Source organism: Ruegeria sp. BG8 (genome assembly GCF_056538325.1).
The window spans coordinates 25,545-49,344 of sequence record NZ_JBQFSZ010000013.1 but is presented as its reverse complement, the minus strand read 5'-3'; the positions used below and the strand labels follow the sequence as shown (position 1 = coordinate 49,344).

The window sequence follows — 23,800 nt, the reverse complement described above, 5'->3', positions numbered from 1 at the left end:
TCCAAGCACTTACCAATTTTTCCGGCGGGAATACCAAAGATGGACATACTTTCCGCTTCGCTTGAGGCGACAAGCAAAACCGTGACAGAGCTGGCCGCTTCTGCACATCTTTTCCCCCCAAGGACCCCGGTCAATGTGGCCTGGCTGAATCAAGAGGAAGATCAAGACAGACTGCGGACCGTGCGCCGATTGGATGCGGCAGGTTTGCACCCCGTCCCGATTATCGCAGCGCGTCGGGTGCAGTCAAAAAAGCACCTGTTCGGTCTGACCGAAAAGCTGCACTACGCTGGTGCGCAAAGGCATTTCATGGTGGTCGGAGGTGACCCCTCAACTGCCGCTGGCCCTTTCGCCCAGGCGTTTGATCTGCTTTCGACCGAATGGATTGAAACCTACCGGATAAATCATATTACGCTACCCGGCTTTCCCGAAGGCAATTGTGCAACCGGCTATCGTCCAGATTTACCGTGCCTTCTCGAAAAGGTTAAATTGCTTGAGGCACGCGGATGCGAGGCCAGCATCACGACACAAGTGGCTTTTAATCCGGACATCATTGTCAGGTGGGTCAGCGCCTTGCGTGCCGCAGGGATTGATCAGCTCGTTAGACTTGGAATAGCAGGGCCAACCAAACAGGACCGTTTGCTGAGATTCTCCCGGGCTTTCGGAGTTTCGATTCGGCGACTGGAAGGCATATCCACGAAAACGAATAGTGTTGTTGATTGCAGGGGCCTTCTTGAGGCGGTCGAGACAGGCTTGCTGCAGCGTGACATTGAAAATGTTTCACTCCACCTGTACCCCTTTGGCGGCGCACAAGCGGCAGGTGAATGGCTTGCAAATTATAGACCTGCTCTCCAACACGCGTGACACCAGTCGTAAGTTTTTGAGAAAGCAGGTAATGCTGGTTTGAATGCGACACTGGGCGGGACCATTGCCGCGCCCAATGATGCATGGCGCGCGACTTTCAAAACCCATGCATACGTTTTGCCCATTGCAGCCCGATCATAGCCCCCTTGAACCGTGGCAGCAGAAAGAGAGATAACGCGACTGCGCCGGCAGAAGTTACCAACGCCAAAACGATAGGTGCAGGCTCCCAAACCGACCAAATGATATGCAATGCGAAACCGGCAAGGTGACCAACAAACAAGATCGTAATATAGGCTGGACCATCATCGGCCCGCGCGTGCGTTAGGTCCAGTCCGCATACCGAGCATATATCGTTCACTTTCAGATACTTGTGAAGCACCTGTCCCTTGCCGCAATTTGGGCACCTGAGCTTGAACCCTCTACGCAGAGCGGATCGCGTATCTCTTTCTTCTTCCATTTTGCATCCATACGGTCGTACAATTGTCGCAAGTTTGTATGCCATACATAATGGCATCATTAAAGAGCTTAATCAGCTTGAAACTGGATCGAACCGACGGCCGTGTGGAGATAGTTAGATTGTCTCAAAACAAGTGATGTGTAAGGCGGGCTGCAAGTTAAAAACCCAAGACTTTTCCTGGATTGAAAATCTCCATTTCCCACCCCATCATCGGTCAAGTAGTCTAGGCCTAGCTACGAGGTCTGCGCTGAATACGGTATCGGGCACATGACGATAGAACAGTTCGTCGCAACCCTCCCTGAGATGGGCCATCGTCAAAGGAGCGCGCGCCGTTGATCAGTGATCTGTGGCACCGACATTTCAGCGTCTCGCCACTTGAAATTCTTACGATATTATTTCAAACCCAGATAAGGGTAACGGCTTCCAATACAACGTACTCAATGCAACAATGTGTTTTTAGAAAAAAATACGGACTTTCTTTGTGAATACATTCGGCCTCAGGAATTACAATCTTTAGGGTCAACTATGTTAAACTTTTTGGTATCGAAGCACTCGAACTAACCTCGGGATCATGTTCTCATAAACGAAGGCGTGCCGTGGGAGAAAGCTCTACCACCTTCAACCCACTGTTAGATGCGACGCTTACCTGTCCGTTGTTCCACGCATAGACAAGCACCACTGTTTTGCCTGTATGGGCATCCTGCACCTCAATGATCGGTTCGGCTCTTTTAGCGCGCTCGTTTGAATGCTGTGTCTGCATTTTCGTTCCTTGGTATCCAGCAGGTCCATTCTTCAAAACCCAGCGTCAAGCGAAGGGTAGGGGACTTTCGACTGTCCGATTATTGCGACCCGCCCCAGAGAACGAAGCGAGATTCTGCTCAACTTATAGCTGAGTATCGCGGCTCGTTGACAATCGCACGAAACGAAACGACACAGGACGAAATGGAACGAAACGAAAGCGTGGAAGCCATTGACCAAGCGCGGTAAATATTTTGTTCCTCCGCCGAACAACGGCAGCGACATCAAAGAACTCTTTAAGTACTTGATGTCAGTCGGTGCTGGTCTACCGACTGACCAGACCGGATTACCAGTCGGCTCCTGGACCCCAGAGCTTCTTGCCAGCACCATCACGCAATTCGAATCTAATAAAACCGGCGTAGACCTTCGGACCGTTCAGCATTGGTTTCAGGACAATGACAAAGGGATTAGCGCCGACAACATTCATTGGTTGGCGCGCGTCTTTGGCTGTGACAATCCTGACGCCATCACCGCGTGGAGAGCGGAGCTCAATGCTGCCAACCGGCGTTTGGCAACAAAGCGGCGAGAAAGGCGAAGCATTCAAAAGCGCAACGTGAAGCAGTCTGCAGGCACTACCGAAGACGGAGGCCAAAATCCTCCAGAGAGCACAACGAAACGCGACAAGAGGGCGGTGCCAAGGAAAATCCAAGGGCTGGCCGGACGAACGGAGGCAATATTCAGCACCCATTCGCCATTAGGCTTGCCGGCCGTTGTATTCGCTGCAGCTACTGCACTGGGGCTTATGTCCTTTTCATTGAACATTCACAGCGTTGTTTTTTCATCCCCAACCGCCCCCACTAAGCAAGTTGGTTTTTTGTGGGCTCCAAATTGGACAGTCGTTTTCCTTGTACTTCTGCCAATGTACTTTGCAGTGCTGATCAAATTGTTGCGGCTTTGGAAAGAAGAACGGCGCTCTGACTTGGTTAGAAAGTTGAGTTCCACAACATCACCAACAAGTTGGGCGAGCAGGGTTGCAGCGATGTCCTACGTGTTTTGGGCGGTATTTGTTGTGACCGTTTTGATTGCCTCGGCTTTTAACTGGGTGGAAACACATCTGATCCCGTTGCTGACTGGGGAGCCAGGGAATTGGCCGGTGGACTGGGGAAGAGTTGCGATCTTCCAACCTGATTTGGTTTCAGTTCCGAACGCCATTGTGTTCTCCGGGCTCGTCTTTCTGTTGAATGCTTTTGGGTCCTATCTGTTCTTTGCTGGCTTGATCGTACTTTATGCGCTCACCGATGATTTCGTCGATTTTTACGCAGGCCTCGACCTCGACGGGACTAAAGATCAGCGCCGACATCTTGCAAAGATCGGAGACGAGTTGATGGTTGGGGTTTTCCGGTGCTGTTCATTGGGTCTGATGATCACCATCTTGATGAAGCTTCAGGCCAGCTTCCTGCTCTCGGACAGCAGGGACATCGTTGGTTGGCTGGCAGCCGATCTACTGGCTCCTTTTCGGCTTAGCGGCTCGCATTTGAACGGGTACAGCTTTCACCAGAATGTACCGGGTTTCTACTACAGCTTCTTCTGTCTTCTTGTGATTTTCGCAGTGTGTGTGATCTGCATCACCAGAATACGTACAGCAGTTACCAGCCTGGGCCTGTTGAAAAGCGAGAACGCGGAAAGACTGTCTTTGATGGCGATGTACGGGGTCCTTCTTCTGTTGACTGTGACTTACATGCTCATTGGTGTGTTTCCCGGCTTCACAATCCTGATGATTGCGGTCCTGGTCTTGGCTGCATTTACCCTTACACGCCCCTCCTTAGGTCGGGTGAACACAACAAAAACGAGAGAACTAGATGCTTAAGACGATCGCTCTGGATATAGCCCCCATTCATCCCGATGTTGCAGAAGGCCCACCCGACGTGCGCGCCTATTGGGTGCATGCAGATGACAGTATTCGTCTCAGGGTGGCTCATTGGCCAACCGAAAAATCCTCCAAGGGCACTGTCTTCCTGTTTCAGGGGAGAACGGAAAACACCGAAAAATATGGACGTACTGTCGAATATCTCAACCGCGCTGGCTACACTGCCTTCGCCGTTGATTGGCGGGGTCAGGGACTATCCGACAGGCTCACTGAAGATCCGATGATGGGCCATGTCGTCAGGTTCTCTGACTACCAGAAGGACGTCGCGGCGTCAGTAGAGGCGGCTAAGTCTCTCAATCTTCCGCAGCCGTGGTTCCTCATTGGGCACTCTCTGGGCGCGTGTGTCGGTCTGCGTGCGATAATCGAAGGTCTTCCAGTTTCAGCATGCGCGTTCACGGCCCCCCTGTGGGACATTAACTTGCCGACATTGCAACGGCTCGGAGCATGGCCTCTATCAGGCGCGTTTCAAGCTCTTGGAAAAGGCGCCACCTATGCTCCCGGTACCCGTGGCGAGAGCTATGTACTGACAACGGATTTCGACGACAACCGACTGACACATGACCCTGATATGTACCAGTACTATCGGAACGTTTCGGAAACCCTGCCTGACCAGCAGATCGGCGGGCCCAGTATGTCCTGGTTGTTTCAGGCCCTCAAAGAAACTCGAGCACTTTCTAAGCTGAAGTCTCCCGACATCCCGTGTCTCACGTTTTGCGGCGCTGAGGACGAAATCGTCGCAATCCCCGCAATCAAGGACAGAATGGCACGTTGGCCCAATGGGAAATGGGAGCTGATACGAAACGCGAGACACGACGTCTTGTATGAGGTGCCAAGTGTGCGCGTAAGAGTACTGGCTCAAATATGCGAGCTTTTCGGCTCAACAACAAAGTCATGCCGAAGCGCTGATTTAGTAGGCCAGCCATGTTCTGGCGGCGCTTAGGTAGCTACTGTGTGTGTTCGCTAGTATGGCACGAGCACATAGTCGTAGCGGCCAGAAATGTCCGACCATTCTACACCAACACCGCGGTAGTAGCTCGGACATTGTCGCCGCAGAGGTAGCCACGCAGGACGCGGGCCAGGCGCGCGATCAGACCAACTGAAACTCGCGTTTTCGTCATATGTGCCTACCACCATGTTTAGAGATGTATGACATTGCTCGCCCCGCGACCAACGCCGATAGCTGTAGTGACGGACGTGCCACACCCGTATGGATCGGACTACATCGAAATCGGGAGCTGATAGATTCACGTTTGCCAGAATAGGCTCAGGAAAGGTAGGGGTCCCAGCGCCGATAACTGCCAACGGTGTTTCCCAGGTTGCAAGCGGCGCCCTTTTCAAGGCATCGGAGACATCGAGCATTGGCCAAGAGTCCCGAGTGTAAGTGACATCTACAACTTGCGGGGTCTTGCCATACTCGCCGGGAATTTCAGGAAGCGGATTTGCACTTAGTGATTTGATGGCATCGAGACGCTGCATAGGTGGCATGTCGACAGAACCAAAGGTTGAGCCCATTGGGCATCGCCAGAGTTGAAGTGGCGGTTCAACCGGCAGGGGGGTGATACGCCGGATGAACTCGGACCGAGCGGCATTGCAATCTGGTGAACTCGGCCACCCTCCAGCAAGGCATAAGAAGATCGCACAGTCGATTGGGTAGGCGTAAGCCGGAGCGGTGAATCCAAGAGCGATAGCTGATGTGCATCCCAGTAGCTTCAGTCGAAACATAGTGTAGTCCTTTCGAGCAACGTATTTCGCGGATCGTTTGCGCTGATTTCTGCAAAAAAGTTAGATCATTATATTTTCTGTTTTGCAAATTTAAAATTTTGCAGTATTGAAATTACCAAATCAGAACTTTCGGAGAATTCGAAAGAATGCAAGAAGTCGTCCTATAGGGGGACGACCATGCCGCACAGAAAGAACTTTCCATTGATCACCCAAGGTGAAGCACGTGACCTTGATGCATCTGGTAAGGACTATGAGTTTCGGTATGACCTTGTCGAGCTGGGGCAAAATGGACGTCCGCAATACATTTGCATCTACCGCTACGACGGTAAGGACAACGTCCTCATCTCGGAGAGGGCGACGTCCCAAGGGGTTGTTCCTCGAAGGCTGTCACTGTTTCCGGGCCTCTTCAATTTTCACAGCCGCTTCAGACAGGGCAGCGACATTACTCTCCACAACGATCTTACCATCACGACAGACGGCGTGCGGGGGCAGATCAACCTGGATTTCGACAAGGAAGAAGACGAGGACTAAGGTCGCGCCGCTTTCGGGACGGTCCGAAAGGCGTAGTAAGCAGTTTTCACTTATCGGTGTTTTGGACCGAGTCTTTCACGGGATTGGCTTTGCTAATCCAGTAGGAGGGCAAGCCAGGTGAAAAAGCTTCTTTCTCTCACGGCTATACTACTCTGTGCGGCGTTGCTCGCAGATCTGATCGGGCATCGGAAATCGACGTTGAGGGTGCCCGCCGCTGACGCGACCGTCATTGACGGCGATACGATTGACCATGGCGGTGACAGCTACCGGCTTGTTGGTTTCGATACCCCCGAAACTTACCGACCCCAATGTGACGCCGAAAAAGCGTTGGGTTTGAAAGCCACGAAACGGCTCACGGAACTCATCCAAACGGCCGGGTACGTCGAACTTGAAATCGAAGACGACGTCGACAGGCATGGCCGCTTCTTAGCGGTTGGCCGTGTGGACGGGCGCGATGTTGGGGTCACTCTGATTTCTGAGGGTCTCGCACGCGAATATTGGGGCGGCAAACGCCTGTCCTGGTGCCCGTAAAATAAAAGACTGGAAACAAGAATACTGCAGGAGGAAGAAAACTAGATCGAGCAGTTAACGGCCCTGTCGGTTGCGCCAACAACTGACAGGGCCAGAGAAGCCCCAAAGCCATCCGGGGCAATTCTCGAGCATCAAGAGAAAACCGTAATGATGAAGAAAACAGCAAACCTCGATGCTGTTCCTAAAAAGGACAGCACAGCGGCGGAGTCAATCAAAATGACTTCGACCGAGAGACCTCGGCTCTGGCCGGTTTTAGACACCAGCAAGCGCCGCGGCCGCGCACCGTGTAATCCGTTTTATGGTAAATGTACTGACTTGTTCCCAGGCAACGGTATCTCGACGTCGCACAGCAACCTCCGAGATGACCTCTCTTCGATGCATGTGGTGCTGCACCGAAGAGAGAATGTGGCCAAGTCCGGTATCAGCCGCACCAACCACATTTCCGCAATCTTCAATCCATCAGATGCTACGCACTACAAGCTACTCAACCCAACCTATTCAAACCTAACTAAAACCTGTCCCGATCACGGATTTGTCAACACGCCTCAGAGCAGCCTGGGGGCCGCAGAATGACCCTGTTTCTGAACGGCACTCCATTGGTAGTCGACAGCGATGCAGGTCAACACGCTCTGACGGTCGCGCACAGTGCCGGCACACGCGTTCAATGCGGGTGCCGTTCGCCTTCCCCAGAGATGTATATCGCGGCGACCGCTGGCAAGCTCATCGTCAAACGGATGCCGGGCACCGGGTCGGATCATGCGATTGATTGCCCGTCCTTCCTGCCATCTGAAGAATTGTCCGGGCTGGCGCAAATCCAGGCGTCGGCCATCACCGAAGATCCTGACGACGGCACGACCACGCTCAAGCTGGGCTTTCCACTGCGCAAGAACAGCAAAAGCCGGACCGCACCAGAACAGACAGACGCAAAACCAACCGAGGCCAAGGTTGCACCGCGCAAGCTGACCATCACGTCTGTCCTGCATTTCCTCTGGCATGAGACAGATCTGGGCAAGTGGTATCCCAGGATGGAAGGAAAACGGTTCTGGGGCGTGATCTATAACGCACTGCGCCGGGCCGCGACGGCTAAGATCGTCAAGGGTCAGGATCTGGCCCGCATCCTCTATGTCCCCGAGTTTTTCAAACTCGAAGACAAGTCCCAGATCGCTGCCCGTCGGAACCGGGTCTTTACAAATCTGCGTCCAGCCGGGCGCGACGCAACCCCGTTTGGTCTTGTGATTGCGGAATACAAGGGCATGGAGTCCACTGCCCATGGCGCCCGCTTCACCTTCAAACATGCGCCCGACTGCGCGTTCTTCGCGGATGCGGATTTGGCCGAGAAGTTCAACAAGGTGTTTGGCGACCAGTTGCGCCTCATCGAAGCAATGGGCTCCGGCCATGCCATCGTAATCGCCAGCTTTTCCATCGCAAAAGCGGGTTATCCGGTTCTGCATGAGATTGGCATGATGCTGGTGACGGATAACTGGATACCGTTCGAAAGCCTGCGCGAACTGGAAGTGCTGGATGCGCTGACCGAACAGTCCCGTGCCTTTCAGAAACAGATGCGGTTCAACCTGCCGTTCGACGTGCCAATCGCCTCCGCCGTGCTGCTGGACACGCCCGATCCTGTCGCCGTGTTCGTTGCCGACAATCCCGACGATGCCAAGGCGCTGGCGCTCCTCACCAACGCCTCTGAAGAAGGCCGGTATGCGAGCTGGTGCTGGTTCGATGACGGGGCGATGCGCCCGTTCCCGGATCGTGGCGCGTCCCCCTCCAGCCATCATTCACCCACATCTGAGGGAGGCGCTACCGGTCAGGGTGTGAGGCCATCACCGGTAAACGAGCGCCGCGCATCGGGCGATGAACGCGACACGATGTGGGATAGCCCCATTCCTCCCAAAGGAGCAAGCGACCATGGCTAAAGCCGCACTCGTACCTCTTGTTCTTCTGACAACAGTTGCAGCCCCCGCATTCGCCCAGAATGACGAGGCCGCAAATTGTGCGGCCGGGGATAGATTCCCTCCCCGCCAACAGGACGATATCGCGACGGAGAGGGATGCCGATCAAACTGAATTTGGGATGGGGTTCGACCAGCAAACTCCCCCTACTTCAACCTCGCCAATGTCACAAAAGAACAGTCGGTCAACATGAATAACGTGTTCAAACCGTTGCTAATTAGCCTCCCTTTGGTTGCGGCAGTCCCATCATTTTCCCACGCGCAAAATGATGAGGCCGCAATCTGCACGGGTCGCGATGGCCCGATTTTGAGTGGAGGGCGCTTGCTGTGTGTGACCGCCCCCGCCCGCGCCTGCCTGGAACCGTCATTCCGGGCAGGTGCAATGGTATGCCTCAGATATGTGAATGGCAGCAATTCTGAACAGGTTGTCTCAAGGAACGCAACGCCGCGCGCTAAGGGCGAATGGGCAGCGGAGGCGGAACGCGCCGCCAAACGCCACGGTGTTCCGGTGCCGCTGTTTCATGCTCTCGTGAACCAGGAAAGCCGATGGAATACCAACGCGGTCAGCCCAAAAGGTGCGCTCGGCTTAGCCCAACTGATGCCGCCAACAGCCGCCGCCCTGGGTGTCGATCCGCATGACCCGGTGCAGAACCTCGATGGCGGCGCGCGGTATCTCAAGGCCATGTTTCTGAAGTTCGGCACATGGCGGCTGGCCCTGGCTGCATACAACGCCGGACCCAGTGCCGTCGAACGCTATGAGGGCGTCCCGCCTTACTCGGAAACCACTCACTACGTCGCAACCGTTCTTGAAGGGGCCGGGCTTCCGCCCGACGCCTGAACACCCCAGTCCAAGGAGACTACTATAAATGAACCGGAACCCTCAAAACGTCGCCGTGCTGACATTGCTGGCGTTCATGGCACTCAGCAGCCCGGCCATGGCGCAATCGCTGTTTGACGCCCCGGTGTCTATCCTGACCCAGATCCGCACCTTTGTGACGGGCGCCAATGGTATTCTGCTCGGCGGTGCCGCCATTGCGCTGGCTGGGATCTCGGCCGCCAGCCCCCGCGTGCCGGTCACATGGGGCCATTTCTTTGTGATCCTCGTCGTGCTGGGCATCTTCTACGGTGCGTTTGGCATTGCCGAAGCCATTCAGGGATTTGCGACCTGATGGGCGACGATAACCGTATATTCCAGGCGATTACCCGGCCTTCTGAGAGGGCCGGGATGCCGATGACGTTTCACATCGTGGCGCTCAGCATTCCCCTGATGACGTTCATCATGACACAGGGCTTTTTGGGCTTCTGGGGATTGCTGGCCGTTGCCCCGTCTTATGCCGCTGCCCGCTGGGTCGTGAGCGTCGATCCGTACCTACCGGATCATGTCGCCACCATGGCTGACTGCAAACTGTTCACCCCGAACAAGCCCTACTGGGGCGGCAATTCTTACGCCGGAGACTGATATGAATATGCACCCGGAGATTCAAAAGGCCATGCCGTCAGCGCGCCGCGCCGCGCGAGAGGTCCCCGCCACCACGCATATACCGTTCGTGCGTTTCCTGCCGGACGGGACGTTCACGACACGCAACGGGGATCTGTTGGCGGTATTGGAGCTCACCGGGTTCATCCACGAAACCGCTGATCGGGCAGCGATCAAGGCTGCCAATAATACGCTCGCCCGGCTAGCCTCCAGCTTTGAAGACAATCGGACGGCTTTCTATAGCCATATCATTCGCACCAAAGTGAAGCTGTCCGACACGCTGCCCCCCGTAAACGGCCCCGGCTTTTCCGAAGACCTGGACCGCCACTATCGCGCCCAGCTGGATCAGGACGAAACCTATGAGCTGCGCCACTTCCTGACGATCGTTCGACGCCCTTACACCAGTGGCAAGCGGTTGCTAGATGCCGGGTTGCGGTCTCTGCGCTCTGCGACAACAGATCCGGCCACAAGTGCTGCCCGCGAAAAGAACCGCAAAGCCCTGCATGTGGCCGCCGAACAGGCCATGCGTGACCTGTCGGTTTTCGGCGCGCGCAGGCTGACCGGTTCTGAAGCGGATCGCAGCCGCACCTTGTCTTTCCTCTCAATGCTACAAAGCGGGATTTGGCAAAAGGCCCCGTCCGTTTGGACCCATCTGGCCGATGCTGTGCCAAACGGGCGCATCACTTTCCGCAAAGACCATGTTCACAGCCTTTCACCGGGCGGAGACAAGGATCGGTTTGCGGCCGTCTTTGCGGTCAACGCCTATCCGGAACGGTCAAAACACTACATGTTCGATGAGCTTCTGGGGGAACGCTGCGAATTCATTGCGACCCAATGCTATGCGCCGATGGACCGTGTGTCAGGCGGCACCAAGATCCGCGATGCCGAACGGGGCATGAAAGATGCGGGCGATGAAGCGGAAACCCTGCAGAAAGACTTGAAAGAGGCCCGCGACGCGGTGGCCTCGCGCGCCATGTCCATTGGGCGTCACCACGTCACGGTTGCTGTGTTGGGGAACACCCGCGAGGAGTTGGAAGACGCGGCCACGCGGGTGAATTCCTGTCTGACTGGCGCGGACCTGCGCACCCGGCGCGAAGACATAGGCTTAGAGGCGGCCTGGTGGGCGCAGCTGCCCGCCAACTTCGCCTATCAGACCCGAAGCAAAAAGCGCTTTGTGTCTGACAAGAACTTTGCCGATTTCGCCAACCTGCATTCCTGGCCAACGGGATCGCGAAAAAAACTGCGTTGGGGCGGGCCTGTGGCTGCATTCCGGACGCTGGGCGGTACGCCCTATTGGTTCTCCTTTCACCGGGAAGGCTCTGACAAGTCCAAAGGACCAGGAACCACGGCCATCTTTGGGGCGACCGGTGAAGGCAAAACCCTGCTGGCGAACTTCCTTATGTCCAGCTGCTACCGCCTGCCCCAACACCCTCACCTGATTGCCTTTGACAAAGACCGTGGGTCTGAGACGTTCATCCGCGCCATTGGCGGCACATATCTTCAGCTTAATTCCGGTATGAACCTCGGCTTCAATCCGTTTGCTGTTGCGACCGATGAGGTCGGGATCGAATGGCTAGAGGGTTTCATTCAACGCCTGACAGGCGCAAAAAAACTCACCCCGGAACAGGAACGTCGGATTGCCACTGGCCTGCACCGCCTTGCATCGGGTGATCCCGCGCTGCGCACATTCTCGGATTTTGCCGAAACGTTGCGGTCTGTCGATGATGCGGACGCGCCGGTGCAGCTGCTCGATGCGTTGAGCAAATGGTATGGGTCCGGCAGTCGCGCCTGGCTGTTTGATAACGCAGAGGACAGTTTCAGCCTCGATCAGGCCGTGACCGCATTTGACATGACGGCACTGCTCAAGGCGTCTGATATCCGACTGCCCCTGCTGGATTACCTGTTTTACCGGATCGAGCGCAAACTGGCCGAAGGCAAGCCACTGATCATCATGGTGGATGAAGCCTGGGCGTTGTTTGACGATCCACGCTTTGGTCCCCGTATCCAAGACTGGATAAAAACCATCCGTAAGCTGGATGGCATTCTGGTGTTTATGACGCAGGAAACGTCGGACGCGGCCAAATCCTCAATCTCGGACACGCTGATCCAATCGACTGAAACCCGCATCTTCTTTGCCAACCCCAAGGCGGATCGCAAAACCTATGTTGATGCATTCCGGCTCACTGAGGCCGAGTTCAGCGCTGTTTCATCCATGCCACCCAAATCCCGTCTGGTGCTGATCAATGACGGAGACGGGTCAGCCGTTGTTTCAACGCGGCTTGAGCTGCCCGAGCAATTCTACCGGGTGTTGTCAGCGACAGGCGACAGCGTTGCCGAGATGGACCAACTGCGCGCCGAGCATGGCGAGGATGGCTGGCTCGCCGCCTTTATGACCCCCAAAGCCCCACAGGAGACCTCCGTATGATCCGCAAACTCGTTTTCGTTGCCTTTGGCCTGCCGCTTCTCGGAGCCTGCACCATTACCGGTGATGCTCTCGATCCGCCCCGCGAGCTGAAGGCCAATTGCAACATCGCCGACGCAGAGCCGGTTCCTCAGACCGGCCTTGCCACCACCCCGCCGCTCAGCATCGGCAAAATCTGACCCCTCCCCTGAAAGGACGAGACAATGAAGACCATTCTGAAAAGCACCGCCGCGGTTGTCGCCCTTGCACTGGCCGGATTTATCGGGACGGCCGACACTGCCAGAGCGCAGGGCGTGCCTACCTATAGTGTGACGGAACATGCCGAACTGATCGCGCTGCTGAACTCCAGCGGCGAAATGGTTGGTCTGAACACGCAGATCCTCGACAATGCTCTGCTACAGTTGCAGGAGCTTCAGGAACAGTTGCGCCAAGCGCGGGCGACACACAATGCCATCACCGGCGCGCGTGAAACGATCGGCAACTTGTTCAGTGGCGACATAACCCCGCGCAAGTTGTCCTCGTCCTTGTCTACGCTCTCCATGACCGGCAATTCGGTGAACCGCCGCCTGAGCAATCACATGGAAGAGTTGCGGGTGGATTTCCAACCGTTAAGCGGGCTGCAGGCGCTCGGGCGTTCTGCAGAAGATCCGGCCACAAGGTCGCATGATCTGGTCTCCGGTTCGAGCATGGCCGGGCTTGCGATTGCCGAGGAAGGCTTTGCGGGAGCCGGGGAAGCGATGGAGCGGTATGACGGGTATCGTGAGCAGATTTCCGCAACCGATGATCTGAAAGCTAGCATTGATCTGAACACCCGCATAGCGATTGAGAACGGCATGATGCTCGCCACTTTGTTGCAAACTCTCTCTGCACAAGGTCAGCTGGACGCCGCAATCGTAAACCAGCGCCTGCGCGGTCAGGATATCGTCGCGCGTCAGGCGTACAGACCTGAAGGATCAAACTGATGCGCAATTCCACTCACGCCCTACTCATCGCTGTTTTCGTCGCCACATCGCTGGCGGCGGGTCAACCGGCCTTTGCTCTAACGCAGGAACAAATCGAAGAGTTGCGCCTGTTAGATGCAAAGCGGGCTTCACGTACACGCAAAGAGGCTGCCGTAAGGTTTGCCTATGCCGAGAAATGCGAAACTGCGTTTTCGGCTGGTGAACCAATGCCGGAAAGGGATCTACGTCTCACTGAAACCGTCGAAATCGACGAGGATCTGATGGGAATGTCCGTCGAAGAAATATCAGCAGAGTACGGGATCGCATCGGATGGCTTCTACGAAGCCGACCGGGCCGTGAATGCCTGCATCCGCAAATTCAGAAAAAGGAACGATGGATCATGAGCATCAGGGACTTCCTTGTTGGCACTGATGAAAGCTTTGACAACATCATCAATGGCGGCTCGCAAGAAGTATTTCAGGCGCTTGCGACCCCAAGTGCTCAATTCCTGACCATGCTCGCCGGGGCTGCTCTAGCAGTCTGGGCGGTGACCGCAGCATATCGGGGCAGCTTTTCCCTCGATGGCTTCATAATGTTCGTGTTTCGGTTCACGCTTTTCTATCTGGCGGTATCGGGCGGAGCGCTCTGGACCCAGTATATTTATCCGTTCATCACGCAATTCCCCATCGATGTCGGTAACACAATCATCAACCGGTTTGGGGGCGGTGGAAACGCTGGTGGAGTCGCCACTGCATTTGCGGATGTGGCTGACACGTCTTTCAGAAACATCGTGACGGCCATCGGGTCATATGGGGTAACGGATTACATCGCGGGCGATGCTTTGGGCGTGCTCCTATTTGCGTTGCTTGCTGCGTTCTTCATCCTTGTGATGATCATTATCGCCCTTGCCCTTCTTGTAGCCTCAAAAGTTCTACTAGCGATACTATTGGCAATTTTCCCAGTCCTTGCCGTCTGGGCCTACCTCCGAAGTTCTGCAGAAATCTTCAACGGCTGGGTGCGCGGAATAACGATGCTGGTTCTGTTTCAGATTCTGCTCTTTGGAGTCATGGGCATTGCGCTGGCAGCAACGAGAGGTGTCTCTGAATCAGTCTCAGACGGTCTCGCTTCCGGGGTAGATATACCTTTGGAAATGTTCAAGCTCGCAGGCATTAGCGGGATCACCGCTGGGTTGCTTCTGATCTGCCCGATGATCGCACAGCGAATTGGCGGCGCGGCTTTGAATCTCGGCGAGTCACAAATCAAAGGCGCAGGTGCGACAGGTATGAAAGTTCTGGGCGGCCAGCTGACGGGCGCAAGTTCTGGCGGCAACAACCTGGGCGACGTCTCCAATCAGCGCGCGAATGCTGCGAATGAGGCCGACAGGCCATCCGCGACAGAAGCCAATAACCAGCGCATTCGGGATTCTGTAAGGCGCGGGGCTGAACGCATGGCGGAAGACGCGCGACGGCGCAGAAGCTGATCAAAACTCATTGAAAACACTGGCGGGTTGGCCCCGCAACAGACGAGGAGTCACCAGATGCAACATGCAACGGCAGATTTGAGGCCCCACCCGCTCAATCCTGACGGGCAGTATCAGGGTTCTCCCCTGCCCGATACCATTAACATTCACGACGGTCACGACCGCTGGGAAGATGAGATGTATCTGTCGATGCGGCGCAGAGCGCGGATCGCCTATATTGTGGCCGGTGTTGGCGCTCTGATCGGCGTCATGGGCGTAGCGGCCGTCATGGGCCTGGCTCCGCTGAAACAGGTCGAACCCATCGCCATTACCGTCGACAAGCATACCGGCCTGGTCAACGTGGAATCCCGTCTGGGTGATCTGACACTGGACGATGATGAGTATGTCACCCAGGCGCTGTTGTTCCAATATACCCGCGACCGGGAAACCTATGACGCACACGATCAGCGCGACCGGCTGACCGATGTGTACCGGCGAACCTGTGGCGGGGCCGCAGAGGATCTGGCTGCGCTCTATGACGAAGACAATCCCAACAGCCCCATGAACATCTATGGCAGCTATGGCCGCGTCGATGTTCGCATTCGGTCTGTCACGCTGAGCAACGGAAACTCGGCCACGCTGCGCATCACCAAAAGCGCTCGTCAACAACAGGGCGCCCCGGTCACGACGCGGAACTTTGTGGTGACGATGGGATACGAGTTCGACCGCACCGGAAACATGACACTGGAAGAGCGTTGGAACAATCCAACCGGCTTTTGTGTCGCCAATTACCGCTTGGATGAGGAGGCGCGATAATGCTGCGTTTAATTTGCACTGTGGCTGTGACGCTGGCGCTTGCCGCGGCCTCTGTCTCAGCTGAACAAAAAGGACGGGGAACCCGCACAGACGCGCGCGTGCGCACCCTCGTGTATCACCCTGACGAGGTTTACAAGATCGATGTGTCGCGGGGCTATGCGCTCAGCATTCACCTTCAAGACGGTGAACAGATGGTCGATGAGGTCCGGGGCGATCCCAAGACCTGGGACTTTATCCCGCTGACCGCTGGCAACGGCTTTGTCCTGAAGGCCAAACATGCCACCACGCAGGCGAGCAACCTCATTCTGCAAACCAATCTGCGCAGCTATGTGTTTCTCCTTCAGGCGCATGAAGCCGGGCCACCAGATAATGTCGGGTTTCTCTATCGGTTCAGCTACCCGGATCAGAAAAAGGGCTTCAAGCCGCGACAGGCTGGTAACATCCAGGCGGCATTCAACACCACCGGGCGGCCTGCCAATCTGCAATACAGCGCAAGTGGTGACAGGTTGTTGCGGCCGGAAGTGGCTTTTGATGATGGGCGCAAAACCTATCTGCGCCTGAAACAGCAAAGTGTACGGCCCGCTGTCTTTGCCATGGACGCAAAAGGGCGCGAACGTCTGGTCAACTCAACGGATCTGGCAGATGGCACCATTGTCGTCACCGGTGTTTATCCGCGCCTGGTCCTGCGCGACGGGCCATATGTGGTCTGCGTGTTCAACATCCCTCTCTATGAAATCGACCAGAACCGGGACCCCAATAAGCCCCGCAGGGTTTCGTCATCCACGTCGCAGCGCAACGCAGGTCAAGGTGGGGAGAGCCGCTGATGTCTAAGCAAAACAAATTGCTTGAGAACCGCATCGAAGGCTCTGAGGAAGAAAATCGCGGCCCGAACCTGCCCATGATACTCGGCATCGGTGCATTTATTGCCTTTGTTGGCCTGTTCCTCTGGATCAACAGCGGCGGGGGTGAGACTGGCCAACGCGGCAGCATCATTCCCGAAGTCACCGAGACGCCGGATCAGCGCAATCAGGGGGGCGCCCTATTTGGAGCCGTGCCAACGGAACCTTTGCCCCAGGTTGAACAAGAACCTGACCCGCGCGTCGCCATTCTTGAGGCTGAGTTGGCAGAGTTGCGTGAACTGATCGCGGCTGCACAGAGCGAGGCACCCGTTGAGAAAACGGCCGCCGAAACCCCTGCTCCAGATCTTGATGCAGCCGCTCTCGCCGCGCTGGAACGGCGCACCGAACGGCAAGAGAAGGCCCTTGAGGCGTTCCTGAAGAAGCTGGACGAGGATCGACTTGCCGATGAGCGGCGTCAACGGGAACTGCTCGCACGGATTCAAGCCAACCGGCCGATCACGGAACCGGGTCAAACGGCAGAAACGGAACAGCAAGGCGATGCGGTACAGGATGCCGTTGCGGCTGAAGAAGCTCGCTTGACCCAGCCTTTGACCAATAGCCTTGGGCGCAGTGCTGCTGGGGCCGGTGCTGGCGGGACGTCGAATAACAGCACGGGCAACGACTTCCTCGATGCTGCCGCATCCCGTACCGTCCAGACGTCGCGGGCCACGCAGCTGCAGGATGTCCATCGTCTGATCACGCAAGGCACGATGATTCCGGGCGTTCTGGATACAGCGATATCGTCCGATCTTCCCGGTGAACTGAAAGCCACCATTAGCCGGGACGTGTGGTCGGCGGATGGAACAACAATGCTGATCCCCAAAGGCTCAACGCTGATCGGTGAATATTCGTCGGATATCTCTCTTGGTCAGCGCCGGGTTTTGGTGGCCTGGAACCGGGTGATAACAACGGACAAGCGTTCCATCATGATCGGCTCGCGTGGCGTCGACGGTCTGGGCCGCGCCGGTCTGACAGGCAATGTGCAGCACCACTTTGGCCTCAAGTTTGAAGTGGCGTTCTTTATTTCGATCTTCTCGGGGATTTCCAGCTTTGGCAATCGCACTCTGAGCGACAACGATCTGTCCACTGGCACAGATGGCTTTGCGAATTCTGGTCAGGATGCCTTTGAGGAGTACCTGTCGATCCCGCCGACAATCTGGGTGAATCAGGGCGAGCGCATCAACGTGTTCGTGTCGCGGGATTTGTACCTATGACACCTGATCAATGACCCAAGGGCGGGGCTCAACAGCGTTGTGCCCCGCTTTGTTTTGAAACCTGCACCCCGACATTCTTGCCCTGAAGGAAACAGCCATGAGCACCATACAGGCAAAGACCCACCTTCCCTATACGATTGCAGCTGGCGTCCTCAGCATCCCGCTCTGGGCGGCGCTGTTGATTGCCTGGAAGGTGAATGGCGATATTGAAACATGGCGGCCGTGGCTCCTGCTGAGCCAGCGCAACAGTCTACACCAGAAGGATTGGGATCTGGTGCTTTGGGGTGGCATCACACTTGGGCTGATGACCGGCGCGGGCCTCGCCTATCTCTTTGGTGGCATGGTGTTTGGCGTGACCGCGACTGATGCCCACGGCGATGCGCGATGGGCATCGGCCAAAGAGATCCGCGCAGCGCGGTTGATCAGCGATTGGGGGCTGGTGCTGGGAAAGCTGGGTAAACCGGAGAAAAAAGCCCCGCACCTGCGTGCCCATACCGATGATCAAGGCACGGTGCTGGTGTCGGGACCGCCGCGCTCCGGTAAGGGTGTTGGTATCGTCGTGCCCACCCTGCTCGACTACCCCGGCTCTCTCATCGTCTATGATGTAAAAGGCGAGCTTTTTGAAACCACCTCTCGCCGCCGTCTGGCAAAGGGCGATAAAGTGCGGGTTCTCTCGCCCTTCGATGTCCAGTTTCCGAACAATCCGGACGGCTCGCTTGTCGGCCGGTCGCACAGCTTCAACCCGCTGATCGAGATTGCCGCGATGCCCGACCTGGAAGACCGGCTTGTGCGGATCTCTGAAATCAGTGCCGCACTGTTGGCGCCCAAAAGTTCAACGGGCGCTGAGGCGTCATTGATGGAGGATGCGCAGGAAATCTTTGAGGCCGCAGCCGCTATCGTCTGCAATGAGCCGGAACCCTCACTCGGCCGAGTTCTTCAGGTGCTGACGCCGGAAGTGGCGGGCGATGATGAGATACCGGATTACAAGGGCATGTTTGCAGCCCTCGCCCCGCGTGCGCCTGATCCGGTCTCAAAAGGCGCGATGCTGCGTATGGCGGGCCAGGACAACAAGCAGCTGGGTATCTACCTGTCTGTCCTGATGGGCGGGGGCTTGAATGCCTGGCGCAACCCTGCGATCGTGCGCGCGACAAAGGTCAATGACTTCGATTTTGAATCGATGCGGTGGGAACCGCAGACCTGCTACATCTCGATTCCAGAAGCGCATAAGCAGGTGTCGCGCCCGCTCGTCCGCCTGTTCATCCAGTGCGCCATCAACGCGCTGCGTCGACGGCTTATGGCCTCGGGAGAGGATTTCCTGCCGGTGCTGTTTCTGATCGATGAGTTTCATTCGCTGGGGAAAATGCAAGGCGTCCTCGATGCGGTAACCACCCTGCCCGGCTATGGCGGCCGCATGTGCCTCATTGTACAGTCGCCGGCATCGCTGCGTGAACATTATGGGCCAGCTGGTGAGGAAATCCTGACCGAGAGTTCGCATCTGCACGTCTGGCTCACGCCCAATTCAGAAGAAACCAAGCAAAAGCTGTCCAAGGCGCTTGGCAACAAGACGGTGACGCAGAAATCAGTCTCGGGGCGTAACTGGTCGAAAGAACCGGGCCGGTCGGAAAGCTGGTCCGAGAAAAGCCGGGCTCTGCTGACCCCCGAAGAAATCGGCCGTTTGGGTAAAGAAGAGGTCATCATCACCGGCAAGGGCATGTTCCCAATCCGCACTAATCGGGTGTCATATTTTAATGATCACCGGTTCAAAGCGCTGAGTGACAGCCAGAAGGGAAAACAATGGCCGGATTTGCCAGTCGTCAAGGATGGCGTTGTGACCCGGTATGATGAGTTCCTGAAAAGTGCTGGGTCGGCCAATTCGGTTGAGGCCGAAGAACCGGAGCTTGAGCCTTTTTCCAAACCGCCCTTGTCGCAGCGTGCGGCTGTCACTGGACCACGCTCATATGATCCACCTGAGTATGACGGATACCTTGATCAGGGCGTGTCCGGCTACGGATACTTCGAAGATCCGCGCGAGACTGCCGATGATGAAGAAACAGCCGAAGACCGTCAGCTGACGCAGGCAATCGAAATGGTGAAAGCACCAAGCTTTGCGGACAACCTCGGCAACCTTTTGAATCTGGCCCCGGTCAGCCCGGACAGTGAACCCGAACTTGCAGACCTGGCGCATCGGCTCTCTCCCGATGAGCTGGTCAACAGGTTGATGCCGCTGTTCAGCGGCGAAAACATGAAAAGCAACGGCCATTCGCTGCGTGGGGCGTGAATTGGCAAGTAGCGGACAAACCGGACTTGTGCGATTGCGGCAATTGCTGACGCAGCATTGATTTGCTGTAGCAGCACATTCTTCGCTGCGTTGCAGCTGTTGTCGCCAGACCGGTCATTCAAAGCTATGATGATGCGATACTATCAAACTGTAGTTTCGCGGCAGATAGGATCAGCAACTTAGACGCCGAACAAAGCCAACGTTTGCGTTGTCGCAGGCAGCGCAGCAGGTCAGGCCATGCGGGCCTTCAGCCAGTAAGCAAATTCTCGTTGTGGCTCATGCAGGTCGGCGGGAAGAGGGAGTAAGTCGCGGTCGTGGAATTTTTCATTAAGTCGAGATATTGCAGAGATTGGACTTTCGGTTCTTGCTTCGTGTTTGAATTGATCGGGAACGAGGCACCAATAGTACTTCTATTTGTTGTTATGCTTTTTTGACGAGTGTAATCTTGTTTTTCTGACACAGAAATTAACGTTGCTGCCGAACGCGATAGCCGGAAGCAATGATCTGGTTTATCAGAACAGCGGCGGCCTGGTGCATATCCTTTTCTTCGTTGTTGCCAACCGCTGCTTCGTGGGCAGCGGCTGCGTCATGCAGAACTCCCACAATTTCATGTTCGGGCAGAAGCTCACGATCTTTAATTGCAAGCAAAAGCGCTTCACAAATTGAGAGTGCGGCCATTCCTGAATGGTCTTGCCGGTCAGCCATGGTAGACGTCCTTTTCTAACAGGCGTCCAAGCAAGGAAGCGCCACAATGAATTGCATCATACTGGCATAGATTGCTGTATACTTAACTGATCGAAAGCAGTCTTGGCGTCGCATAGTTTCGCGGGCTGCTCATCGATGAAGGAAGAACACTTGCGTACTATCAAAAATAGTCCACTCACCCGAAAGCTTTCAAACTTCGTCGCTCTGACTGAGGTTGAACTTGCGGTATTGGCACGCCTGCACAAGCGTCGCAGAACCTTTGAAGCCGGACGTGACCTTGTGCATCAAGGGCAATCAGAGCAGGCGGCCTACATTTTGGCCTCGGGCTGGGTTTGTTCCTACAAAACCCAGACTGACGGGTCGCGTCAGATCGTCGATTTCCAAATACCGGGTGACTTTCTGGGCTTGCGAAGCGTTCTGCTGCACACCTCGGATCACAGCATAGAACCAATCATGGAAATCCAAGCCATTGAAGTAGTAGTGGATGATCTCCTGGAAGCATTTGCGCAGACGCCCCGGCTGGCGACAGCAATTCTTTGGGCGGTCTCTCGAGATGAAGCGATGGTGGTTGAGCACCTAGTCAACATCGGGCGGCGAGATGCGGGTGAGCGCATGGCGCATTTTCTATTGGAACTTGGTGTGAGGCTGACTCAGGTCGGGATGGCAAGCAAGACGGGATACGCCTGCCCACTGACACAATACCACCTTGCCGATGCACTGGGACTGAGTGCCGTACATGTTAATCGTGTCCTACGGCAACTGCGGGAGAAGGGGCTGGTTACTTTTCAATCCGGGCAAGTGGTATTTGATGATTATGAAGGACTGGTGACGTTGGCCGGTTTTGACCCCACTTATCTGGATCAGGCCGGGCCACTGTTGAAGCAATAAGTTCACCCCTACAGCGATGCCGGGATTTTGATGATCGTTGCCTGTTAGAGACGGAATTCGCTTCGGCAGATTTGGGATTTCACTGAAAAAGAAGCGCAAGATAAATACAGTCCGATTGCGGTACTGGATTTCCTGCGCTTCTCAATTACTCGTTAAGAACACGCCAGCAAATATCCCGCCAACACACATCACGTTGCCGGAATCCAAACATCGTTGCACTGACGCAGGTTAGTCAATTTTTGGCAGTGTGCCTGATCCTCGGGCACCAAATGCATTTGAGATTCCAATAAAATCTCAGGTCATTGGCCGCCGACTAACATCGATCAGCGCGCGTCTGCCATTTGCACATTATTCTAAATTACAACGCCAGTACTACCGCGGCGCTTACGAGCGTGTACCGCGGCAGACTGCGCGGGGAAGATCCAACAAACTAAATGGAGGACAAAGGTGAGCACAAGATCGTCCAGTTCTTTGGTGACGTTTTCAAATCCGTTCTCTTTGTCCGGCTACCCGGATGTACTTCCTGCAGGCGAGTATGAAGTAGTTGTCGAAGAAGAGCTACTGCAGGGCCTGAGTTTCGAAGCATATCGCAGAACCGGAACCTACCTGACAGTTCGGGGCAAAGGCAGCAAGCCAGGCCGCACGGAAATGCGCCCAATTGACCCAGAAGATTTTGAACTGGCGCTTAAGCACGACCAGACCTTGGCCACATCTAACAATGACAGCGATGCGGCGCTTTCCCCGCAGGAGGAATAGATTATGAACACGCCCGAATGGCTTAAACCCGGAATCTACGGTGCTCTGATCGGCGGGGTTTTCGTAGGCGTCGTTGGATTTTCATGGGGTGGATGGATGACCGGCGGTGGTGCGGACAAGATGGCCAACGCCATGTCCCGCGACAATGTAATCGCTGCGTTGGTTCCGGTCTGCGTCGACATGGCGAGAACTGACGCCCAACGCGCCGAAAAAATAATCACGATCAAAGAAGCTTCTTCTTTCAAGCGAAAGGATGCCGTTATGGCAGCCGGCTGGGCAACGGTACCGGGATCCCAAACCCCCAACAAAGATCTGGCGCAGGCCTGCATTGAGGGGCTGAACCTGGATGGATCGTAACTCAATCACTCAACATTCGGACAACGCCGTTTGCATCAGGGCAAATCGAAAAAATCAGTACCGGTTTTGCGCTCACTTAATGGCTGCGTTGTTTGTTGGCGTCTTCAGCAGTTTGGCGGGCTCCTTTATCTCATCAAGTCCCGCATCGGCCGAAACAAATTCGATCCCGGATAACGCGCATCCCAAAAAATATGGCGACGGTTGGGAATGCGATTTGTCCTATCGGTTGAAAGGCGAAGAATGCGTTGCCATTGTCGTGCCGGGAAATGCCTACCCCACAAACAGAACCTACGGCTCAGGGTGGGCATGTATGCACGGCTTTGTTGAAGTTGGCGGCACCTCATGCACTGAAGTGATTGTGCCTGAAGGTGGATATCTCGATCCATCAGGTGAGAGGTGGCGGTGCCTGCGTGGATACACAAGAGTAGACGATAGCTGCCAGAAAATCGTGGTGCCGGATAATGCTTACCTGACGAATAGCACTTATGGATCTGCATGGCGTTGCAACCGTGGCTACGAAAAAAACGGAGAAGCATGCGTGGCAGTAGCGGTGCCGGAAAACGCTTTTCTGAACGCATCAACCAGCGGGCGTCCCTGGACGTGCGAGCGTGGGTATTTTGAGCGCGACGGACGGTGCGATGCCGTGTTTGTGCCTGAAAATGCTTTCTACGATGACGCGATCCATGGAGTTGGATGGAAATGCGAACGTGGCTACGAGGCGTCCGGTGATCGCTGCAATGCAATCGAGCTACCGGCAAATGCCCATATCGACCGATCCGGCAATGGGTGGCAATGCCACAAAAACTATCATCGATCAGAAGGGCTGTGTGTACTGAACCAGTGAGAATTCAGACAGAAAGCCCACTT

General features: G+C 55.6%; 24 protein-coding genes and 1 pseudogene. 23 read left to right on the top strand and 2 right to left on the bottom strand.

The annotated features are described in order from the left end of the window. Positions 1-39: 39 nt before the first annotated feature. Entirely contained in the window at positions 40-861 is an 822-nt protein-coding gene (locus tag ACR0DG_RS19355; RefSeq protein ID WP_480700012.1) for a methylenetetrahydrofolate reductase, read from the top strand. A gap of 97 nt (positions 862-958) precedes the next feature. Here the strand turns inward: ACR0DG_RS19355 and ACR0DG_RS19350 are convergent. Beyond that, positions 959-1,174, bottom strand: a pseudogene (locus ACR0DG_RS19350) (DUF983 domain-containing protein); the annotation flags it as partial. Positions 1,175-2,288: 1,114 nt separating this feature from the next. Here ACR0DG_RS19350 and ACR0DG_RS19345 point away from each other — a divergent pair. From ACR0DG_RS19345 to ACR0DG_RS19260, 18 genes are all read left to right on the top strand, one after another. Further along, on the top strand, positions 2,289-3,923 hold the full coding sequence (locus ACR0DG_RS19345; RefSeq protein ID WP_480700013.1) for an RcgA family putative transporter: 1,635 nt from the start codon (positions 2,289-2,291) through the stop codon (positions 3,921-3,923). Further along, entirely contained in the window at positions 3,916-4,923 is a 1,008-nt protein-coding gene (locus ACR0DG_RS19340; RefSeq protein WP_480700014.1) for an alpha/beta hydrolase, read from the top strand. The genes ACR0DG_RS19345 and ACR0DG_RS19340 overlap by 8 nt, the downstream gene beginning before the upstream one ends. Positions 4,924-5,882: 959 nt before the next feature. Further along, positions 5,883-6,236: a hypothetical protein gene (locus ACR0DG_RS19335; protein ID WP_170717111.1), complete on the top strand. Its 354-nt coding sequence runs from the start codon at positions 5,883-5,885 to the stop codon at positions 6,234-6,236. A 117-nt stretch (positions 6,237-6,353) separates the two neighbouring features. After that, entirely contained in the window at positions 6,354-6,767 is a 414-nt protein-coding gene (locus ACR0DG_RS19330) for a thermonuclease family protein (protein ID WP_480700015.1), read from the top strand. Between the two features lie 147 nt (positions 6,768-6,914). Next, positions 6,915-7,340: a hypothetical protein gene (locus ACR0DG_RS19325; protein ID WP_480700016.1), complete on the top strand. Its 426-nt coding sequence runs from the start codon at positions 6,915-6,917 to the stop codon at positions 7,338-7,340. Next, complete coding sequence (locus ACR0DG_RS19320; RefSeq protein WP_480700017.1) at positions 7,337-8,686, top strand: DUF1173 family protein; 1,350 nt, start codon at positions 7,337-7,339, stop codon at positions 8,684-8,686. Before ACR0DG_RS19325 ends, ACR0DG_RS19320 begins: the two co-directional genes overlap by 4 nt. A gap of 225 nt (positions 8,687-8,911) precedes the next feature. Next, complete coding sequence (locus tag ACR0DG_RS19315) at positions 8,912-9,559, top strand: lytic transglycosylase domain-containing protein (RefSeq protein ID WP_480707279.1); 648 nt, start codon at positions 8,912-8,914, stop codon at positions 9,557-9,559. 28 nt (positions 9,560-9,587) lie between these two features. Further along, a complete protein-coding gene (locus ACR0DG_RS19310) occupies positions 9,588-9,890 on the top strand; it encodes a TrbC/VirB2 family protein (RefSeq protein WP_170456536.1) in 303 nt (100 codons plus the stop codon). Continuing rightward, positions 9,890-10,180 carry a VirB3 family type IV secretion system protein gene (locus ACR0DG_RS19305; protein ID WP_170456534.1) on the top strand — a complete coding sequence of 97 codons (291 nt, stop codon included), beginning with the start codon at positions 9,890-9,892 and terminating at the stop codon, positions 10,178-10,180. The genes ACR0DG_RS19310 and ACR0DG_RS19305 overlap by 1 nt, the downstream gene beginning before the upstream one ends. 1 nt (position 10,181) lies before the next feature. Next, entirely contained in the window at positions 10,182-12,623 is a 2,442-nt protein-coding gene (locus tag ACR0DG_RS19300) for a VirB4 family type IV secretion/conjugal transfer ATPase (RefSeq protein ID WP_480700019.1), read from the top strand. Beyond that, a complete protein-coding gene (locus tag ACR0DG_RS19295; RefSeq protein ID WP_480700020.1) occupies positions 12,620-12,799 on the top strand; it encodes a hypothetical protein in 180 nt (59 codons plus the stop codon). The genes ACR0DG_RS19300 and ACR0DG_RS19295 overlap by 4 nt, the downstream gene beginning before the upstream one ends. Positions 12,800-12,823: 24 nt before the next feature. Beyond that, positions 12,824-13,582 (top strand): type IV secretion system protein, encoded by a 759-nt coding sequence (locus tag ACR0DG_RS19290; protein WP_480700021.1) that lies wholly within the window; start codon positions 12,824-12,826, stop codon positions 13,580-13,582. Next, the gene (locus ACR0DG_RS19285) at positions 13,582-13,965 is read left to right on the top strand and encodes a hypothetical protein (RefSeq protein WP_480700022.1); all 384 of its coding nucleotides are present in this window, start codon (positions 13,582-13,584) and stop codon (positions 13,963-13,965) included. The genes ACR0DG_RS19290 and ACR0DG_RS19285 overlap by 1 nt, the downstream gene beginning before the upstream one ends. Continuing rightward, entirely contained in the window at positions 13,962-15,041 is a 1,080-nt protein-coding gene (locus tag ACR0DG_RS19280; protein ID WP_480700023.1) for a type IV secretion system protein, read from the top strand. The genes ACR0DG_RS19285 and ACR0DG_RS19280 overlap by 4 nt, the downstream gene beginning before the upstream one ends. A gap of 57 nt (positions 15,042-15,098) precedes the next feature. Next, complete coding sequence (locus tag ACR0DG_RS19275) at positions 15,099-15,836, top strand: VirB8 family type IV secretion system protein (RefSeq protein WP_480700024.1); 738 nt, start codon at positions 15,099-15,101, stop codon at positions 15,834-15,836. Then, on the top strand, positions 15,836-16,660 hold the full coding sequence (locus tag ACR0DG_RS19270; protein ID WP_480700025.1) for a TrbG/VirB9 family P-type conjugative transfer protein: 825 nt from the start codon (positions 15,836-15,838) through the stop codon (positions 16,658-16,660). The genes ACR0DG_RS19275 and ACR0DG_RS19270 overlap by 1 nt, the downstream gene beginning before the upstream one ends. Next, on the top strand, positions 16,660-17,949 hold the full coding sequence (locus ACR0DG_RS19265) for a TraB/TrbI/VirB10 family type IV secretion system protein (protein WP_480700026.1): 1,290 nt from the start codon (positions 16,660-16,662) through the stop codon (positions 17,947-17,949). Before ACR0DG_RS19270 ends, ACR0DG_RS19265 begins: the two co-directional genes overlap by 1 nt. A gap of 97 nt (positions 17,950-18,046) precedes the next feature. Continuing rightward, positions 18,047-20,227 carry a type IV secretory system conjugative DNA transfer family protein gene (locus tag ACR0DG_RS19260; protein ID WP_480700027.1) on the top strand — a complete coding sequence of 727 codons (2,181 nt, stop codon included), beginning with the start codon at positions 18,047-18,049 and terminating at the stop codon, positions 20,225-20,227. A gap of 465 nt (positions 20,228-20,692) precedes the next feature. Here ACR0DG_RS19260 and ACR0DG_RS19255 read toward each other — a convergent pair whose 3' ends face one another. After that, positions 20,693-20,932: a hypothetical protein gene (locus ACR0DG_RS19255; RefSeq protein WP_480700028.1), complete on the bottom strand. Its 240-nt coding sequence runs from the start codon at positions 20,930-20,932 to the stop codon at positions 20,693-20,695. Between the two features lie 135 nt (positions 20,933-21,067). Between ACR0DG_RS19255 and ACR0DG_RS19250 the strand changes: the two genes are divergently transcribed. The 4 genes from ACR0DG_RS19250 to ACR0DG_RS19235 all read left to right on the top strand — a co-directional run bounded on the left by ACR0DG_RS19250 (position 21,068) and on the right by ACR0DG_RS19235 (position 23,777). Next, positions 21,068-21,820, top strand: coding sequence for a Crp/Fnr family transcriptional regulator (locus ACR0DG_RS19250; protein ID WP_170407657.1), 753 nt, complete (start codon positions 21,068-21,070; stop codon positions 21,818-21,820). 447 nt (positions 21,821-22,267) lie between these two features. After that, the gene (locus ACR0DG_RS19245) at positions 22,268-22,576 is read left to right on the top strand and encodes a hypothetical protein (RefSeq protein WP_170329073.1); all 309 of its coding nucleotides are present in this window, start codon (positions 22,268-22,270) and stop codon (positions 22,574-22,576) included. A gap of 3 nt (positions 22,577-22,579) precedes the next feature. Continuing rightward, a complete protein-coding gene (locus tag ACR0DG_RS19240; protein ID WP_480700029.1) occupies positions 22,580-22,933 on the top strand; it encodes a hypothetical protein in 354 nt (117 codons plus the stop codon). A 79-nt stretch (positions 22,934-23,012) separates the two neighbouring features. Then, entirely contained in the window at positions 23,013-23,777 is a 765-nt protein-coding gene (locus tag ACR0DG_RS19235; protein ID WP_480707277.1) for a hypothetical protein, read from the top strand. Positions 23,778-23,800: the final 23 nt, after the last annotated feature.

Coding starts and splice junctions, on each gene's coding strand:
- ACR0DG_RS19295 (WP_480700020.1), top strand. CDS start 12,620: ATGATCCGCAAACTCGTTTTCGTTGCCTTTGGCCTGCCGCTTCTCGGA.
- ACR0DG_RS19340 (WP_480700014.1), top strand. CDS start 3,916: ATGCTTAAGACGATCGCTCTGGATATAGCCCCCATTCATCCCGATGTT.
- ACR0DG_RS19290 (WP_480700021.1), top strand. CDS start 12,824: ATGAAGACCATTCTGAAAAGCACCGCCGCGGTTGTCGCCCTTGCACTG.
- ACR0DG_RS19270 (WP_480700025.1), top strand. CDS start 15,836: ATGCTGCGTTTAATTTGCACTGTGGCTGTGACGCTGGCGCTTGCCGCG.
- ACR0DG_RS19355 (WP_480700012.1), top strand. CDS start 40: ATGGACATACTTTCCGCTTCGCTTGAGGCGACAAGCAAAACCGTGACA.
- ACR0DG_RS19300 (WP_480700019.1), top strand. CDS start 10,182: ATGAATATGCACCCGGAGATTCAAAAGGCCATGCCGTCAGCGCGCCGC.
- ACR0DG_RS19285 (WP_480700022.1), top strand. CDS start 13,582: ATGCGCAATTCCACTCACGCCCTACTCATCGCTGTTTTCGTCGCCACA.
- ACR0DG_RS19335 (WP_170717111.1), top strand. CDS start 5,883: ATGCCGCACAGAAAGAACTTTCCATTGATCACCCAAGGTGAAGCACGT.
- ACR0DG_RS19320 (WP_480700017.1), top strand. CDS start 7,337: ATGACCCTGTTTCTGAACGGCACTCCATTGGTAGTCGACAGCGATGCA.
- ACR0DG_RS19240 (WP_480700029.1), top strand. CDS start 22,580: ATGAACACGCCCGAATGGCTTAAACCCGGAATCTACGGTGCTCTGATC.
- ACR0DG_RS19280 (WP_480700023.1), top strand. CDS start 13,962: ATGAGCATCAGGGACTTCCTTGTTGGCACTGATGAAAGCTTTGACAAC.
- ACR0DG_RS19235 (WP_480707277.1), top strand. CDS start 23,013: ATGGCTGCGTTGTTTGTTGGCGTCTTCAGCAGTTTGGCGGGCTCCTTT.
- ACR0DG_RS19255 (WP_480700028.1), bottom strand. CDS start 20,932: ATGGCTGACCGGCAAGACCATTCAGGAATGGCCGCACTCTCAATTTGT.
- ACR0DG_RS19250 (WP_170407657.1), top strand. CDS start 21,068: ATGAAGGAAGAACACTTGCGTACTATCAAAAATAGTCCACTCACCCGA.
- ACR0DG_RS19305 (WP_170456534.1), top strand. CDS start 9,890: ATGGGCGACGATAACCGTATATTCCAGGCGATTACCCGGCCTTCTGAG.
- ACR0DG_RS19265 (WP_480700026.1), top strand. CDS start 16,660: ATGTCTAAGCAAAACAAATTGCTTGAGAACCGCATCGAAGGCTCTGAG.
- ACR0DG_RS19275 (WP_480700024.1), top strand. CDS start 15,099: ATGCAACATGCAACGGCAGATTTGAGGCCCCACCCGCTCAATCCTGAC.
- ACR0DG_RS19315 (WP_480707279.1), top strand. CDS start 8,912: ATGAATAACGTGTTCAAACCGTTGCTAATTAGCCTCCCTTTGGTTGCG.
- ACR0DG_RS19325 (WP_480700016.1), top strand. CDS start 6,915: ATGATGAAGAAAACAGCAAACCTCGATGCTGTTCCTAAAAAGGACAGC.
- ACR0DG_RS19310 (WP_170456536.1), top strand. CDS start 9,588: ATGAACCGGAACCCTCAAAACGTCGCCGTGCTGACATTGCTGGCGTTC.
- ACR0DG_RS19260 (WP_480700027.1), top strand. CDS start 18,047: ATGAGCACCATACAGGCAAAGACCCACCTTCCCTATACGATTGCAGCT.